Genomic DNA, 15,060 nt, shown 5'->3' on the forward strand with positions numbered 1-15,060 from the left:
GAAGCACGTTGTGTGCTTCGATAAAATTCAGTTTAGGCAGATCGAATCATCCCTGGAAGGCGTCTTGTTATCCTATGACTGGGAGTCATAGGCAACGTGACGGGGAATATAGGTCACCAGAGAAAGGTCGGGTCTTCCCTCTGGCGTAAGAGCGACATAGGTAAATTCAATATGTCCGGAAGTAGGATGCAAAATCCGCTTGCTCCCCTCCCCCATACCTTTCACTTCCGTATCCAGCCACCACTCTTTGAATTCCGGGCTTTTTTCAGAGAGTTCTTCAATGAGATGGTCAAAAGGCTTTTTGTCCTGAGCATGGGCGCGTGATGCGCGGAAAACGGAGATCATCCCTCGAGCCATCTGCTCCCAATCCAGGATCTGGGTGCGATATGGCCTATAAAGAAACAGCAGGCGCAACGTATTACGCTCATGAGGTTGCAGCGAACCATAATCAATAAACAAATCAGCAATAGCATCATTCCAGGCAAGAATATCAAGTCGGGCATTTCTCACATAGGCCGGAATGGGATCGATAGCGCGCACTAACCTTTCCAGTCCATCACTCACGCCATTCTCAAGGGAATGTGGTACCGGCTCTTCGCGCGGTGAAAGGGCAAAAAGATGGGATGACTCAATTCGGTTAAGTTTTAGAACTTTGGCTATACGCTGGAGTGCATCTGCCGAAGGTTTAATCTCTCTCCCCTGCTCAAGCCAGGTATACCAACTCACACTGACCCCAGCCAAGACGGCGACTTCTTCACGACGTAAACCGGGTGTACGGCGAGTACCCTGTTGCATGCCGAAGTCCTGAGGATTAAGACGTGCGCGCCGGCTTACAAGGAAAGCACCGAGTTCACGACGCTGCTCTGACGTGGTTTTTTTAACCATAATAGTCTGCCTATAAATGTGCCTGTTTGACCAACGCTTCATCAAGATGCTGATGAATTTCTTATTTTCTCATCTGAACCCTATGCTAAACGATACAGTTTAAGCAAAAAATCCTTCATTTCCGTGGCTAACATTGGTTGCCACGGGAGTAGAGGAAAGGATCCGACGGAAATTGCCTTTCTATCAACGAGGCAAGAATGCATGGGGCCTGCATCTTTCTCTATTCGCGCTAACGGTGCGTGACTTCCCACTGACGTGTGAAAAACTGGTCAAGGTGTTCCACTGCCTGATCGACGTACTCCGGGACGTCGTACATCTGATAATGGCGCGCGCCTGCGATTTCAATGACCGGTTGCGCAGCTCGAGCCAACCCAGCGAGTCGGTAACCGTCTTCAAATGAGCCGGTTGTCCCCGCCGAGTTTCCTGCAACGATAACTTGCACCGGCTGCGTGAGCAGAGTTTCCGCCAGATGGAAAGCATCGAAGCCAAGAATCAACGCATCACTCAAGTAATGGCGGCGATTAGTGGAGTTCACGTGTTGTCCACGCTCGGTTCGGTAGTAAGTGATAGCCTGCAGCATATCGATGTCCGCTATACCCGCTGCGGTGGCCTCGGACAACGTATCAGGGATCCATTGATGCAGTACCGGCGCAGCGCCGTGGGCTTCGTTTATCGCTTGCGCGGCGATGGTTTCCAGGAGGCGGCTGAGGCCGTCATCTGCTGCAACCATTTTTCGAAAAGCATTGCCGATATCGCTAGGTACCACGACCCCCAAGGCCTTTACGCGATGGTCAATCATCGTTCCGGCTGCTGCGTAACCGCCGCCAGCGCAAACGCCCAACATGCCAATACGCCCGTCGTCAACCTGGTTTTGCCTAATCAGGAAATCGACGGCAGCGCGCAGATCGGCGATACGGGCCGCCGGACTTTCCAGATCACGTGGCTGGCCGGAACTCGCACCTTGATAGGCAGGGTCGAACGTTAGAACGATGAACCCCCGCGCTGCCAGCGCGCGCGCGTAGTTGGCGGCGATCTGCTCCTTGACGCTGCTACCAGGCCCGGTGATGACAAGCGCGGGATAGCGCTTCAAGGGATCCCCAGTGGGAGGCATGTACAGGTCGGCGGCGATGGCAAAAGTGTCACGCGCAAATGTGGTGGACCGCCATTGGACGGTGTTCATAATGGTGTTTCCCAAGTAAAATACTATTGAAGATAACATAGTACAATATGGAACTAGAATATGTTTAAACAATCTCAGTCATGTACTATAAATAAAGACGGGCGGGATGGATGAGTGATGCTGCGAACATCTGGGCTCTGAACCACCGAGTGCTCAGCCTCGTTATGAACGAATGCGCCGAACAACTTGCATCGCTCGGGCTGGAAACGAAGGAATTTTTTGTACTTGGCGAAATTGAACCGTGCCGCTATCCGGCCGAACTTGCCAAACGTTTAATGTTGCCAAAGGCCAGCGTGACAGTTTATTTGCGCAACCTAGTTGCAAAAAAATTCGTTCGACGCGAGATCGATGAGGGTGACCTGCGCCGACACCGGTTGGTGTTAACTTCAGAAGGCAGATGCGCACTCGACGCAGCAACGATGGCGCTGTCTTCAAGCTTCGAGACGCGCCTGACGCGACTGAAGGCGCAGGAACGGGCTGAACTAGAGCGTCTACTTACAACACTTGTGTGACGCGAGTACGCTGTTGGCTGAGTGGATGAATGGGTCAACCCGTAGCGCGTTTCTAAAGGCTATGCCCGTATTCGATGCGTTTGCGGGCTCAAACATCAACGTCTGTACGGAGCCATCTCGCTCTGCGAAATAGTTCCTGTATTTATCAAGTTGCGCGTAAAACCTCGCCCTTTTGACCATGACCCAAAATCCTGTTCCATTCAGACTCCGTTTTCATGAATGGGAATATATTGATAATTCCCCTCGAACAATGAATATTCATGTCGGCTAATTTTTTCCCTTGTATGTAATTTTTCAAGTCAACCAGTACGGTCAAAGCTAGTCCTGAGCCATAAACATTGGGCAGTCACGTTAAAAAGGGTCCTTACATATCACGACTTCTTTTGAAAGGAGCTAAAGCAAATCGTAAATAAGACGATAACGACCATTCACAGGTCTGTTTATCCAATGAAAGAGCATGAATTTCGTAATCTTTGTCGTGTGCACAACCGTTGCAATTGTCATCTTCAAAAAGTCCCGCAAGAACTCGCTTGCAAAAGGGCGAGGAAAATTCAGGGCGTCTGCTACATCCTACGTCATATCTTTTGTGTCGTTTTTCCTCCTGATGGGTATCGGTTCGCATTTCGATGTAAAACAAGACCCAACTAGTGCAGCAACAGAATCAAGCTCATCACCTAATAATCATTCTTTGGCAAAGTTGACCGATAGCAATGACACAGTGACCACGTTCAATCTGTCTCATGCTTATGAGAAAGCTGTTTATGACAACATCAAACAGATGCCTGACATTCAGCCAAGATTGAATATGTCTAGTGCTGACTCTGAGGCCCAGGATAAGCGTGATGGGGCGCTGATGTTCTTTAGAATCTACGGCTTGAGTGAGGATGATTTTTCCAGACTCGTTCGCCCAGTTTGCATTGGTGAAATAAACCACATGAAAGCGGTTTATCACAACGAAACCAGCCTTTGGTTACCGCTTAACAATAACAATTATGTTGTTAAAGCTGAAGAAGAACGTCGAAAGGAATGGAATAAGCAATACTATGCAAGGTTGGAAGGTGTGTATAAACGCATGAATGAATGCATGTTCACGGTAAGCCAGCAGCAGCCCATGCACATCCTGCGTCAGCCGGGAATTAAATAACAAACAAGCCGCCAATCTAGGCGGCTTGTTTATGTGCGCCTGACATTTTCAGCATCTCGGATGCAATCTTCATATGAGCTCATAAATTATCTCACGAGGGCCAATGTTAAGGATAAAAATCAAACACACTAATTATCCCCTCGGATACTTAAAAAGAATACATTCCATTAATGTGTCCTATGGGACACATTAATGGAAACAGAATGATTGTTATCGACTGCTTTATATTATGAAGCTAGCCACTGTATTCGCATCAATACAACTGATACCCAAAATAGACGTGAACTTTGGGCGGCTTTAAAAAGTACCCCGGCAGCATCGCGATACCAGCCTAAACCTAACCTCATCCAGCGAGGCGTGAAGCTGTTGGTTACCGCTGGGATGAAAAGGGATCTTTAGTGAAAACTATCAAAATGTAAGGCTTGTGGGTCGTTCGTGACACTATCGACTGCCGCTTGCTGGAGCTTTCGAAAAAACGTGTTGAAATGAAGGCCGACCGCAGGGTAGCTAAAAAGGCCAATTTCCACTCACAGCAAGCCGATAGGCAGAGTGGTCATCAGGTCTGCTATGAGCGAGAGCTCAACCATGGTTACATAACTCACCTTGCCATATCGGGATCAATGGGGAGCAGCTGATTGGCTATAGCCAATAAATCAATGCGTTATACTCCACTTCCAATAAAAAAGCCCCACACCCACCTTTCGGCAAATGCGGGGTTTAGCAATCGCTTAACGTAAAACCAAATTACATCTGGATCAGATGTTTGATTTTCACGTCTGGATTGGTCTCGGCAGCGTAATCAACGCCGTTCAGGCCGAAGCCGAACAGACGCATGAACTCGCTTTTGTAGCCCGCGAAATCAGTCAGTTCAGCGATGTTATCGTTGGTGACTTCATCCCACAGCTTGCCGACTTCTGCCTGTACTTCCGGCGCGATTTCTTTCAGGTCAGCGCGCAGACGGCCTTCGTTATCGACCAGCGGTTCAGCGCCATACAGGCTGTCTTTGTACAGACCATAAACCTGCTCGATACAACCTTCGTGCGTGCCCTTCTCTTTCATCACTTTGAACAGCAGGGAAAGATACAGCGGCATCACAGGGATGGCAGAACTCGCCTGCGTCACAACGGCTTTCAGTACGGAAACACGTGCGTCGCCGCCCTGAGTGGCCAGTGAGCTGCGGATATCCAGAACGCGTTTGTCCAGATCCTTCTTCGCTTCACCGATTGAACCGTTCCAGTAGATGTCCTGCGTCACTTCTTCACCCAGGTAGGTGAACGCCGTGGTTTTCGCGCCGTTAGCCAGCACACCGGCGGCTTTCAGGTCATCAATCCACATCTGCCAGTCTTCGCCGCCCATGACCGCTACAGTGCCCGCGATTTCTTCAGGAGAAGCCGGTTCCAGCGTGGTTTCGTTGATGGTTTCTTTGTCGGTATTGATGCCGCGAATAGTGACTTGCTTACCGATTGGTTTCAGGGTGGAGTTGAACACTTCACCGGTTTTCGGATGGGTACGGCGCGGCGCTGCCAGGCTGTAAACCACCAGATCAACCTGACCTAAATCTTGTTTGATCAGCTCAATGGTCTTTTGCTTCACTTCATCAGAGAACGCGTCGCCGTTGATGCTTTTTGCGTACAGACCTTTTGCGTCCGCAAATTCTTCGAAGGCAGCGGAGTTGTACCAGCCTGCGGTAGCAGTTTTAGATTCATCGCCCGGACGTTCAAAGAAGATGCCCAGCGTTGCTGCGTCAGAACCGAAAGCAGCTGAGATGCGGGCAGCGAGGCCGTAACCGGTAGATGCGCCGATCACCAGAACTTTTTTCGGACCGCCTTCGATTTTGCCTTGCGCGGTAACGTAGTCGATTTGTTCTTTAACGTTCGCCTTGCAACCTTCCGGATGGGCAGTAACACAGATAAAGCCACGGATGCGTGGTTTGATAATCATATAGACCTCATTGCAACTGTCTCAGTAAATTGGCCGATAGAATATAGGTTTGCGCCGTTTCAGGCAAAACCTGCTGCTTTATCCCATCGTAAACAGACTTCTCTGAAGCAAATACAGCGCTTATTTTACCCGAGCGGATAAAAAACGAACCGCGATATCCTCTTCGGGAAAGTGTAATGCACTTCCCGCCTCACTCCTGCGCCGCATTCAGTATTTTCCGAAATTTTAGTATCTGCGTTGTAATCCAAGACTAATTTTCCCTGCTGCCTACCAAAATCCTCAACATGGGTTAGATTTAGAGCTTGTGTGATCTACATCACACAAAACATGACAACAATAATGAAATACAGGGAGCACTTGTGACTCAGAAACTCAACAGCGGGCAGGAAAGCGAGGCGAAGAAAACGCCACCGCCGACCGAACCGCTGGTAAAAGTAATTGCGTTTATTGCCACCCTCGGTGGTTTATTGTTTGGCTACGATACAGGGGTAATTGCAGGCGCGCTGCTGTTCATGAAGCACGATCTGCATCTGACGTCGGTAACGACCGGGATGGTCACCAGTTTCCTGATACTGGGTTCTGCCATCGGTGCGATCTTTGCGGGACGGGTCGCTGACCGGTTCGGGCGAAAAAAAATTATTCTGGTGATGGCAATAATATTTATGGCCGGTTCGCTGGGTTGCGCTATGGCACCCAACGTCGTGCTGATGATTATGTTCCGCTTTATTCTCGGTCTGGCCGTCGGTGGCGCAGCAGCGATTGTGCCGATTTATATCGCCGAAATCGTGCCTTCTAACCGCCGCTGGCAGTTCGTCACCTTGCAGGAACTGATGATCGTCTCCGGCCAACTGATTGCTTACACCAGTAACGCGGCCATTAACGAAGTCTGGGGCGGCGAAACCACCTGGCGATGGATGCTGGGCGTTGCCTGTGTTCCGGCGGTGATTTTGTGGGTCGGTATGTTATTCCTGCCTGACACGCCGCGCTGGTACGCGATGCATGGCCGCTATCGTGAAGCACGTGATGTGCTGGAACGCACGCGTAAAGCAGGCAAAGTTGAGAAAGAACTGAGCGAGATCCGCAGTTCCATGAGTTCCAAAAGCGAGAAGCATTCCCGCCGCCAGAAAACGATTTCCGTCTGGATGAAACGCCTAGTATTTCTGGGAATTGGTATCGCCATGCTTCAACAACTCTCCGGCGTGAATACCATCATGTTCTACGCGCCGACCATGTTGCAGGCCACAGGGTTAAGCACGAATGCGTCTCTGATGGCAACTATCGCCAACGGGGTCATTTCAGTGATCATGACGTTCGTGGGCATCATGCTTCTCAGCCGTTTCGGCCGCCGTCCGCTGCTGCTGACCGGTCAGATTGGTTGTACGCTGACGCTTCTGGCCATCGGACTGGTAACCTGGCTGATGCCGGAAACGGTGAACGGCCATCCAGATGCAGTTCGCAGCTATCTGGTATTAGGCGGTATGCTGATTTTCCTGTGCTTCCAGCAGGGTGCGCTGTCGCCGGTGACCTGGCTGCTGCTGTCGGAAATGTTCCCGATGCGCATCCGGGGCATGGCTAACGGCGTATCAGTCTTTGCTATGCAGATGACCAACTTCTCCATCGCCTTTATGTTCCCGATCATGCTGGATACCATCGGACTGACGATGTCCTTCTTCTGCTTTGCCGCCATCGGTGTCGCAGGGGGGATTTTCGCGATCATCTTCGCACCGGAAACACAGGGAAAAACGTTAGAGCAGATTGAAAAACACTTCAAAAAGCATTTACAGGATGAACCGGCACCGCAGGAAGCGGGAAGTTAAGCGCGCGATGTAATCATTTTACCGGTCAGGCTCTCATCTGGCCGGTAAAACAGGCTAACGATAAAGTGTCATATTTGACCTTTTAATGACTAATTTCTTAATGATTGTGCCGAAACTGCATCTTTAACAACCAAATGGTTCAAATATGACACTTTGCAGCTTATAATGAGATACCTTGTTTAATTTCTCACCAAATGAGTCTGATCGTGTCAAATATGACCCCCAGAAACGTAGAAATTTTACTTTCTCAGCTTTCCGAAAATGAGAAGCAGTTATTCATCGAACGTTTAAGCGCGTTTCAGCGTTTCCCTTTTGAACCATCCAAACTGACACCACTCATCATTCAAAAAATGAAACAGCAAAACATTACCTATGAAGAAATGGCTCTGCAAATTGGCATTTCTTTATCGACATTTAAAAGAATGATTGCAGACCCAGCGGGTTCAAAAACCCTCAATCTCAATGCATTACTTAAAGAGCTTGGGATAAAAGTATGGCTCGAAAACTAGAGGTGTGGTTATACGACGAAGTGGCCGGAATATTAACTGAGCGTGAAAGTAAGTATGAGTTTTCATATGGCGCCGCCTACATGGGTCCCGCCCTATCCATAAGCATGCCGGTCAGAGCAGAACCTTACATAAGTGAGGACTTGCATCCTTTCTTCAAAGGACTGGCTCCCGAAGGATGGTTGCGCAAGCGCTACTCTGAAATCCAGAAAATCGACTCCAGGGACTTATTCGGCCTACTCATGCATAACGGTGACGATTTGCTGGGTGCCATCGTGATTAAAGAGAAAAAATCATGAATTCAGAACACTGTCTGATCAATTTAAGCCAGTTGAAGGGTGCCGAAATCGAGACCGGATATTCCACAAAAGGCATCAAACACTTACTACAAAATCCCGGGATGATGCCGGATTTACCATTTACACGCAGACAGTTTATACAGGAACAACCTCAACGTCAGAAAGGCATGAGCATATCGGGTTACCAACCTAAATTATCGTTAGCCATTGAGGATAATGAATTTCGGGTGGTGAGCAACGGCGGGACGTATATTCTGAAACCTTCTCCTGAAGAGTATCCTCATCTTGCCGAAAATGAACACGCGACAATGTCTGTAATGGCTCGCCTTAAATTCATTGTTCCTCCTTTCGGCCTCGTCAGGTTCAGCAAAGAGGAGAGAGACCAAAAGAGTGAGCTTGCCTACGTGATAAGAAGATATGACCGCGGGCTGACAGGTGATGACCGCATGCATCAGGAACAACTCGACGGTGCGATGGGCATCAGCGATAAATACGGGTCTATCGACGATAAAAAAGCGGTAAGTTATCAAAGGGCCGCCCGTTTTTTGCTGGATAACCTGGGCAATAGTCTGACGAATAAACGCGATATTTTCCTACGTATCGTTTATGCCTATGTACTTGGAAATAATGATTTTCATCTGCGCAATTTTGGCATTTTACTTCCCCAAAATGCCCCGCCTTCGCTCGCTCCCGTTTATGACTTTATCAGTGTTGTTCCTTACCCCACAGCCTTTGGTGAATATCTCGCTTTGCCACTCCTCGAAAGGGAAGAAAACGATCAGGAAAGTGCCCCTGGCCTTGACTCGCCTTTCGGTGAGTATACCGGCGCTGATTTTGTCTCCCTGGGGGAAGGGATCGGGATCCAAAATCAACTTGTACGAAAATGGTTACTTAACGTAATAAGAAGCCACCAGCTCATCATCGATACTTACAATGAAAGTCATATGCCTGCAGAGCAGCGTGACAAAGTTCTGGAATATGTTTCACGCAGAATACATCTGCTGGAGGTTATGGATTTACCCTGACCCACCAGGAAAACACATTCCGACTCCGTTATTCACCCAGCTCAATGCACAGATATTTCATTTCCAGGTAATCGTCCATACCGTAACTTGAGCCTTCACGTCCCAGACCGGATTGTTTGATGCCACCGAAAGGCGCGACTTCATTTGAAATCAAACCGGTGTTAATCCCCACCATGCCGTATTCCAGCGCTTCCGGAACCCGCCACTGGCGCGCTGCGTCGCGGGTAAAAATGTATGCCGCAAGGCCAAATTCAGTGTCGTTTGCCATCGCCACGACCTGCGCTTCATCGGTAAAACTAAATACGGGCGCCACCGGTCCGAACGTTTCTTCACGAGCAAATTTCATCGCAGAAGTGACATTCCCGATAACCGTCGGCTGGAAGAAAGTGCCGCCCAACGCATCCGGCTGACCGCCGGTCAGTAATGTGGCCCCCTGCGATAACGCGTCTTCTATATGCTCCTTCACTTTGCTGACCGCTGCCTGGTCGATAAGCGGCCCCTGTGTGATGCCGGCTTTTGTACCGTCGCCCACGCGGAGCTTTTCCACTTCTTCGACCAGTCTGGCGATAAGTGCCGGATAAATGCCCTCCTGGACATAAATCCGGTTAGCGCAGACGCAGGTTTGTCCGCTGTTACGAAACTTAGAGGCCATGACCCCGGCTACAGCACGTTCGAGATTGGCGTCATCGAACACGATAAATGGCGCGTTACCGCCCAGTTCCAGCGAGAGCTTCTTCACCGTCGGCGCACTTTGCGCCATCAGGATCCGGCCCACTTCTGTTGATCCGGTAAAGCTCAGTTTGCGCACAACCGGACTGTCACACAGCACTTTACCGGTGGCCTGCGCTGAACCAGTGATCACCTGCAATACGCCTGCCGGAATACCGGCTTCCATCGCCAGTTGACCGAGCGCTAACGCACTGAGCGGAGTTTGTTCCGCAGGTTTGACGATCATCGAGCAGCCCGCAGCCAGTGCCGGTGCGGCTTTTCGGGTGATCATCGCTGCCGGGAAATTCCATGGGGTGATCGCCGCGCATACGCCGATCGGTTGTTTCAGAATCAGCATTCGTTGCGATGCCTGAACCGGAGCCAGAACGCTGCCCTCTACGCGTTTGGCTTCTTCGGCAAACCATTCGATAAAGGAAGCGGCGTAGACAATTTCACCCTTTGCTTCCGCCAGCGGTTTGCCCTGTTCTGCTGTCAGTATCGCTGCTAAGTCGTCGGCGTGTTCCAGCATCAGCTGCGCCCATTTCTGCATCAGCGCGGCACGCTGTTTTGCGGTTTTTTCCTTCCAGCCCCGCTGCGCCTGCTCGGCATACACAATAGCCTGTGCCGTTTGCGCCGTGGTGATTTGCGGAACGCAGCCAATGACTGCACCGGTTGCCGGATTAATCACCTCTTCGAATTCGCCGCTTTCGCTGTCATACCATTCGCCATTGATCAGGCATTGCTGGCGTAAAAGACTTTGATGTTTCAGTTGCATAAATTGCCTCAGTCAGCCAGAACGCGGGATAAAATCGCCAGTGCGTCTTTGAACTGGGCATCAGGAATGGTCAGCGGATAAAGGAAGCGGATCACGTTACCGTGTACACCGCAGCTGAGCATCAGCAAACCGGCATCCAGCGCTTTACGCAGATAGTGTTTTGTCAGCTCAGCGGAAGGTTTGCCAGTGGCCGGGTCGTTAAATTCTGCCGCCACCATCGAACCACGAGCACGGACATCCACCAGCGCCGGACATGTCGCTTTGGCTTTCTCCAGCACTTCCACCAGCTCTGCCCCTAAACGGCTGGCGCGGTCGCACAATTTTTCTTCTTCGATGATGTCGAGCACGGCAAGGGCCGATGCCACCGCCAGCGGATTACCGGCATAAGTTCCGCCCAGACCGCCCGGCTCAGGCGCGTCCATCAGTTCAGCGAGACCTGACACACCGGAAATCGGTATCCCGCCGCCGAGACTTTTCGCCATTGTAACGATGTCAGGTTTTGCATCCGGATAATAATCTGAGGCAAACATTTTGCCGGTACGGGCAAAACCGGTCTGCACTTCGTCAGCAATCATGACAATGCCGTGACGGTCGCAAATTTCACGTAATCCCTTCACGAAATCTTCAGGCGCGATGTTGAAACCGCCCTCCCCCTGCACCGGTTCATACAAAATCGCTGCTACCTGTTGCGGACTTATGTCGCTGCGGAAAATACGTTCGATGCTCTCCAGCGCCATTTCAGTCGTAACGCCATGAACCGCGTTCGGATATTGCGCGTGAAAAACGGAGGCAGGAAAAGGCCCGAAACCCACTTTGTAAGGAACTACTTTGCCCGTCAGCGCCATAGTCAGCAGCGTACGGCCGTGGAACGCGCCGGAGAAAGTCAGAATCCCGGGGCGACCGGTTGCAGCGCGGGCAATTTTCACCGCGTTTTCGACCGCTTCCGCGCCGGTACTGAAGAATGTCGTTTTGGCTTTGCCATTGACCGGAGAAATTGCATTGATGCGCTCGGCCAGGCTTATAAAGCTGGCATAAGGAACAATCTGATAGGCCGTATGCGTGAAAAGATCGAGCTGTTTGCGGATCGCTTCAACAATTTTTGGGTGACGATGACCTGTGTTTAACACGGCAATCCCGGCAGTGAAATCAATGTATTCCCGTCCTTGCTCATCCCACAGCGTGGCGTTCTCTGCCTTCGCCGCGTAGAAATCACACATTACGCCAACACCTCTTGGGGTCGCTTCTTTACGGCGTTTTTCCAGTTCACTGTGACTCATCTTTCGCTCCTGCATGAAGGTTGATGTTGTAGATTGCCGATTGCAAGGTGAACAATTTGTCGAAATAGCAATCCGTTCTTGTTTTTTATCCCGCCAGCGGCTCTATAATCTAGAACCACTTTTAATTATTTTTAGGTACCACTTTGCGTTCACTGCTTTCTGACCTCATTTCACAGCGCCTGGCAGACAGTTCTGCAGGTACACTAAATAAGCGCGTTTATCAGGCGTTGCAGCAGGCTATTTTCGACGGCAGTATCATGCCCGGCAGCCGTTTACCTGCTTCGCGTGACCTGGCTAAAGAGCTGGCCATTTCGCGAAATACTGTGCTGGCGTCGTATGACCAATTGCAGGCAGAGGGTTACATTCAGACCCGTACCGGAAGTGGAACCTTCGTCACATCAGATTTACCCAAAGATGGTGTGATTGCTGATAACGCTGTCCATCATTGCACGCCGGTTCTCAGCCATGTTGTACTTTCAGAACGCGGCGTCCGGCTACTGAAGCGCACAGGCGTTGCTTCGCAACAATGGGGCGCATTTATGCCGGGTGTGCCTGACGTCAAAAAGTTTCCGCATGATATCTGGCGCAAACTTCAGAACCGGTTGAGCCGGCATCTGCACCCTGAGTTCCTTACCTATTCTCGCCACGGCGGATGCCCGGAGCTGCAACAAGCACTGGCGGATTATCTGCGTATTGCACGTTCTGTCGATTGCACGGCTGAACAAATCCTTATCACATCAGGTACACATCAGGCCCTGGATTTACTGGCGAAAATGTTGTGTGACCCTGGCGATGTCGCATGGATCGAGGAACCGAGTTACTGGGGGATCCGTAATGTGCTGACCATCAATGGCGTGGATATCCAGCCGGTACTGGTAGATGAAAATGGTATGGCTCCGCCTGACGATTTTTCCGCTAATACAGAAAATTTTCGAGTACCTAAACTCATTTGTGTGACACCTTCACATCACTATCCGCTCGGATCGGTCATGAGTCTGGCGCGTCGTCAAAAAATTCTGGCGCAGGCCAGCGGGCAAGGCAGTTGGGTGATTGAGGATGATTACGACAGTGAGTTCCGTTATTCGGGCAGCCCGATCCCGGCATTGCAGGGGCTAAGCAGCGATGCACCGGTAATTTATATCGGAACATTCAGCAAAACGTTATACCCGGCGATGCGAATCAGTTACGTTGTTCTACCCCGCACGTTGGCGTCACGCTTAAAAATCGCACACTCGGAGTTATACCGCGGCGGGAACGGGTTGACACAGCTAACCCTTGCCGAATTTATTCGCGAAGGACACTACGCAGCGCATATCCGCAAAATGCGTCTGATCTACGGCAAGCGCAGAAATGCGCTAACACGTCTCATTGAAGAGGAACTTGGCCCCGAATATCTAAGTGAGGGCACTAACGCTGGATTGCATCTTATTCTTTCCTTGCCAGATTCTGTTGATGACGTTGCGTTGTGTGCAGAGCTTGAACTGTTGAACATCCTTACACGCCCACTTTCAGCTTATTACTCGCGCCCTGCCCCGCGGCGAGGATTATTGCTTGGGTATGCTTGTGTCCCTGAGGAAGAAATAGAAATCGCATTCGGTCATATCGTCCGTTGCCTGAAACGCAGGTTGCAATTAGAGGGTTCACTACGAAAATGAGAATCTGTGATTTTGTGATTTTGTGATTTTGTGATTTTGTGATTTTGTGATTTTGTGATTTTGTGATTTTGTGATTACAGAATCACTTAATCTCAGGAGTTTGCAATCACTAAATCCAAACATCTCAACATCCTGTGATCAGCCACTAATCTTTTAATCCCACAATCCTGGAATCTTTGAATCTTTGAATCACAAGATTGGATTACTAAATCCCACAATCCTTTAATCATGTAATCTAAAAATCCTAAGATTTGTAAACATCAATCCTGTAATCCTATAATTCTTAAATCCTAATCCTGACCTCACAGAACCCCAGGATGGACATCCTATAATCCCAGAATCACTCTCATGATCTCCGGTTCATATCATCACAGCTCACGATTCCAGAATCCTATCATCCTGAAAATTTGTCAGTTGACCATACAATCTTAAGATTCTTTTGAAATCCTGAGATTACACAATCCTTACCCCCTCAATTATTCATCATTTAACTCATTGATATTAATACAATGATTACATAATCACATAATCTTATTCCAAGATTAAATCTTATAATCCTGAAATCACATTCACTGCGCCACTCTCTGTAAAAGGATTTAAGGATTACAAGATTTCATAATCCTATAATGCGTTCACATCGCCTGTTGAGATTGTGTAAGGTCAGAATCATAGAATCCCATTAGGCGTAGCACCCTGGGATTCAGTAAATAAATCCTATAATCCTGACACTTTTAGAATCCCATAGTTCCGTGATAGTGGCATTGCCATCTCCGGAGCACAGAATGTTGAGATGTTGAGATGTTGAGATGTTGAGATGTTGAGATGTTGAGATGTTGAGATGGTGAGATGTTGAGATGTTGAGATGGTGAGATGGTGAGATGGTGAGATGGTGAGATGGTGAGATGGTGAGATGGTGAGATGGTGAGATGGTGAGATTTTAAATGTACGGCTAATCTTGTCCATACATTTTTATTTCACAGACATATCAGTTAAAGGATGGCATCAGAATCCAGCATTCCTAAAATTCAGAGATTTAGAGATTTAGAGATTTAGAGATTTAGAGATTTAGAGATTTAGAGATTTAGAGATTTAATAATCAGCAGATTGGAGGATGTACACTAACCCTCATAAAAATTTGTTAAACCTTAATCTGAAGATTCTGTAATCCTCAAATCATACAATCTTCACCGTATAGAATCCTCAAATTAATAAAACAGGATATCTCAGATGGTGAGATACCAAATCAACTCAACCTTACTGAATCCTGTAATCATGGGATAATGAAATTCTATAATCCTTAGATATTGAAATCTCCGGATGCAAACTTTATAGTAGT

The 15,060-nt window shown here is 49.0% G+C and carries 12 protein-coding genes; 7 read left to right on the top strand and 5 right to left on the bottom strand.

Going from position 1 to position 15,060, the window contains the following annotated elements:
- Positions 1-72: 72 nt before the first annotated feature.
- Together J1784_RS05810 and J1784_RS05815 are read right to left on the bottom strand one after the other, a co-directional pair.
- On the bottom strand, positions 73-885 hold the full coding sequence (locus tag J1784_RS05810; protein ID WP_120508712.1) for a helix-turn-helix transcriptional regulator: 813 nt from the start codon (positions 883-885) through the stop codon (positions 73-75).
- Positions 886-1,114: 229 nt separating this feature from the next.
- Entirely contained in the window at positions 1,115-2,065 is a 951-nt protein-coding gene (locus tag J1784_RS05815) for an alpha/beta hydrolase (protein WP_217148416.1), read from the bottom strand.
- A 110-nt stretch (positions 2,066-2,175) separates the two neighbouring features.
- Here J1784_RS05815 and J1784_RS05820 point away from each other — a divergent pair, with 110 nt between their 5' ends.
- A complete protein-coding gene (locus J1784_RS05820; RefSeq protein WP_217148417.1) occupies positions 2,176-2,577 on the top strand; it encodes a MarR family winged helix-turn-helix transcriptional regulator in 402 nt (133 codons plus the stop codon).
- A gap of 457 nt (positions 2,578-3,034) precedes the next feature.
- The gene (locus J1784_RS05825; RefSeq protein ID WP_217148418.1) at positions 3,035-3,721 is read left to right on the top strand and encodes a hypothetical protein; all 687 of its coding nucleotides are present in this window, start codon (positions 3,035-3,037) and stop codon (positions 3,719-3,721) included.
- Between the two features lie 744 nt (positions 3,722-4,465).
- On the opposite strand, the gene fabV is transcribed toward J1784_RS05825, so the two are convergent.
- Positions 4,466-5,662: an enoyl-ACP reductase FabV gene (fabV, locus tag J1784_RS05830; protein WP_120508582.1), complete on the bottom strand. Its 1,197-nt coding sequence runs from the start codon at positions 5,660-5,662 to the stop codon at positions 4,466-4,468.
- A 302-nt stretch (positions 5,663-5,964) separates the two neighbouring features.
- Here fabV and J1784_RS05835 point away from each other — a divergent pair, with 302 nt between their 5' ends.
- From J1784_RS05835 to J1784_RS05850, 4 genes are all read left to right on the top strand, one after another.
- Positions 5,965-7,479, top strand: coding sequence for a sugar porter family MFS transporter (locus tag J1784_RS05835; protein WP_217148419.1), 1,515 nt, complete (start codon positions 5,965-5,967; stop codon positions 7,477-7,479).
- 215 nt (positions 7,480-7,694) lie between these two features.
- Positions 7,695-7,988 (top strand): helix-turn-helix domain-containing protein, encoded by a 294-nt coding sequence (locus J1784_RS05840; protein WP_120508714.1) that lies wholly within the window; start codon positions 7,695-7,697, stop codon positions 7,986-7,988.
- Positions 7,973-8,284: a HipA N-terminal domain-containing protein gene (locus J1784_RS05845; RefSeq protein WP_120508584.1), complete on the top strand. Its 312-nt coding sequence runs from the start codon at positions 7,973-7,975 to the stop codon at positions 8,282-8,284. Before J1784_RS05840 ends, J1784_RS05845 begins: the two co-directional genes overlap by 16 nt.
- Complete coding sequence (locus J1784_RS05850; protein ID WP_217148420.1) at positions 8,281-9,309, top strand: type II toxin-antitoxin system HipA family toxin; 1,029 nt, start codon at positions 8,281-8,283, stop codon at positions 9,307-9,309. Before J1784_RS05845 ends, J1784_RS05850 begins: the two co-directional genes overlap by 4 nt.
- A 28-nt stretch (positions 9,310-9,337) precedes the next feature.
- On the opposite strand, the gene J1784_RS05855 is transcribed toward J1784_RS05850, so the two are convergent.
- Both J1784_RS05855 and J1784_RS05860 read right to left on the bottom strand, forming a co-directional pair.
- A complete protein-coding gene (locus tag J1784_RS05855; RefSeq protein WP_217148421.1) occupies positions 9,338-10,792 on the bottom strand; it encodes an NAD-dependent succinate-semialdehyde dehydrogenase in 1,455 nt (484 codons plus the stop codon).
- An 8-nt stretch (positions 10,793-10,800) separates the two neighbouring features.
- The gene (locus J1784_RS05860) at positions 10,801-12,069 is read right to left on the bottom strand and encodes a 4-aminobutyrate--2-oxoglutarate transaminase (RefSeq protein ID WP_120508587.1); all 1,269 of its coding nucleotides are present in this window, start codon (positions 12,067-12,069) and stop codon (positions 10,801-10,803) included.
- A gap of 143 nt (positions 12,070-12,212) precedes the next feature.
- Between J1784_RS05860 and pdxR the strand changes: the two genes are divergently transcribed.
- The gene (gene pdxR, locus J1784_RS05865; RefSeq protein ID WP_217148422.1) at positions 12,213-13,724 is read left to right on the top strand and encodes a MocR-like pyridoxine biosynthesis transcription factor PdxR; all 1,512 of its coding nucleotides are present in this window, start codon (positions 12,213-12,215) and stop codon (positions 13,722-13,724) included.
- The last annotated feature ends 1,336 nt before the right edge of the window (positions 13,725-15,060 follow it).

The sequence above is a fragment of the Rahnella ecdela genome (assembly GCF_019049625.1).
Classification (GTDB): Bacteria; Pseudomonadota; Gammaproteobacteria; order Enterobacterales; family Enterobacteriaceae; genus Rahnella; species Rahnella ecdela.

Bases quoted from the DNA above. Each gene is read 5' to 3' on its own strand.
- J1784_RS05810 (WP_120508712.1), bottom strand. From the start codon at position 885: ATGGTTAAAAAAACCACGTCAGAGCAGCGTCGTGAACTCGGTGCTTTC.
- J1784_RS05815 (WP_217148416.1), bottom strand. From the start codon at position 2,065: ATGAACACCGTCCAATGGCGGTCCACCACATTTGCGCGTGACACTTTT.
- J1784_RS05820 (WP_217148417.1), top strand. From the start codon at position 2,176: ATGAGTGATGCTGCGAACATCTGGGCTCTGAACCACCGAGTGCTCAGC.
- J1784_RS05825 (WP_217148418.1), top strand. From the start codon at position 3,035: ATGAATTTCGTAATCTTTGTCGTGTGCACAACCGTTGCAATTGTCATC.
- fabV (WP_120508582.1), bottom strand. From the start codon at position 5,662: ATGATTATCAAACCACGCATCCGTGGCTTTATCTGTGTTACTGCCCAT.
- J1784_RS05840 (WP_120508714.1), top strand. From the start codon at position 7,695: ATGACCCCCAGAAACGTAGAAATTTTACTTTCTCAGCTTTCCGAAAAT.
- J1784_RS05845 (WP_120508584.1), top strand. From the start codon at position 7,973: ATGGCTCGAAAACTAGAGGTGTGGTTATACGACGAAGTGGCCGGAATA.
- J1784_RS05850 (WP_217148420.1), top strand. From the start codon at position 8,281: ATGAATTCAGAACACTGTCTGATCAATTTAAGCCAGTTGAAGGGTGCC.
- J1784_RS05855 (WP_217148421.1), bottom strand. From the start codon at position 10,792: ATGCAACTGAAACATCAAAGTCTTTTACGCCAGCAATGCCTGATCAAT.
- J1784_RS05860 (WP_120508587.1), bottom strand. From the start codon at position 12,069: ATGAGTCACAGTGAACTGGAAAAACGCCGTAAAGAAGCGACCCCAAGA.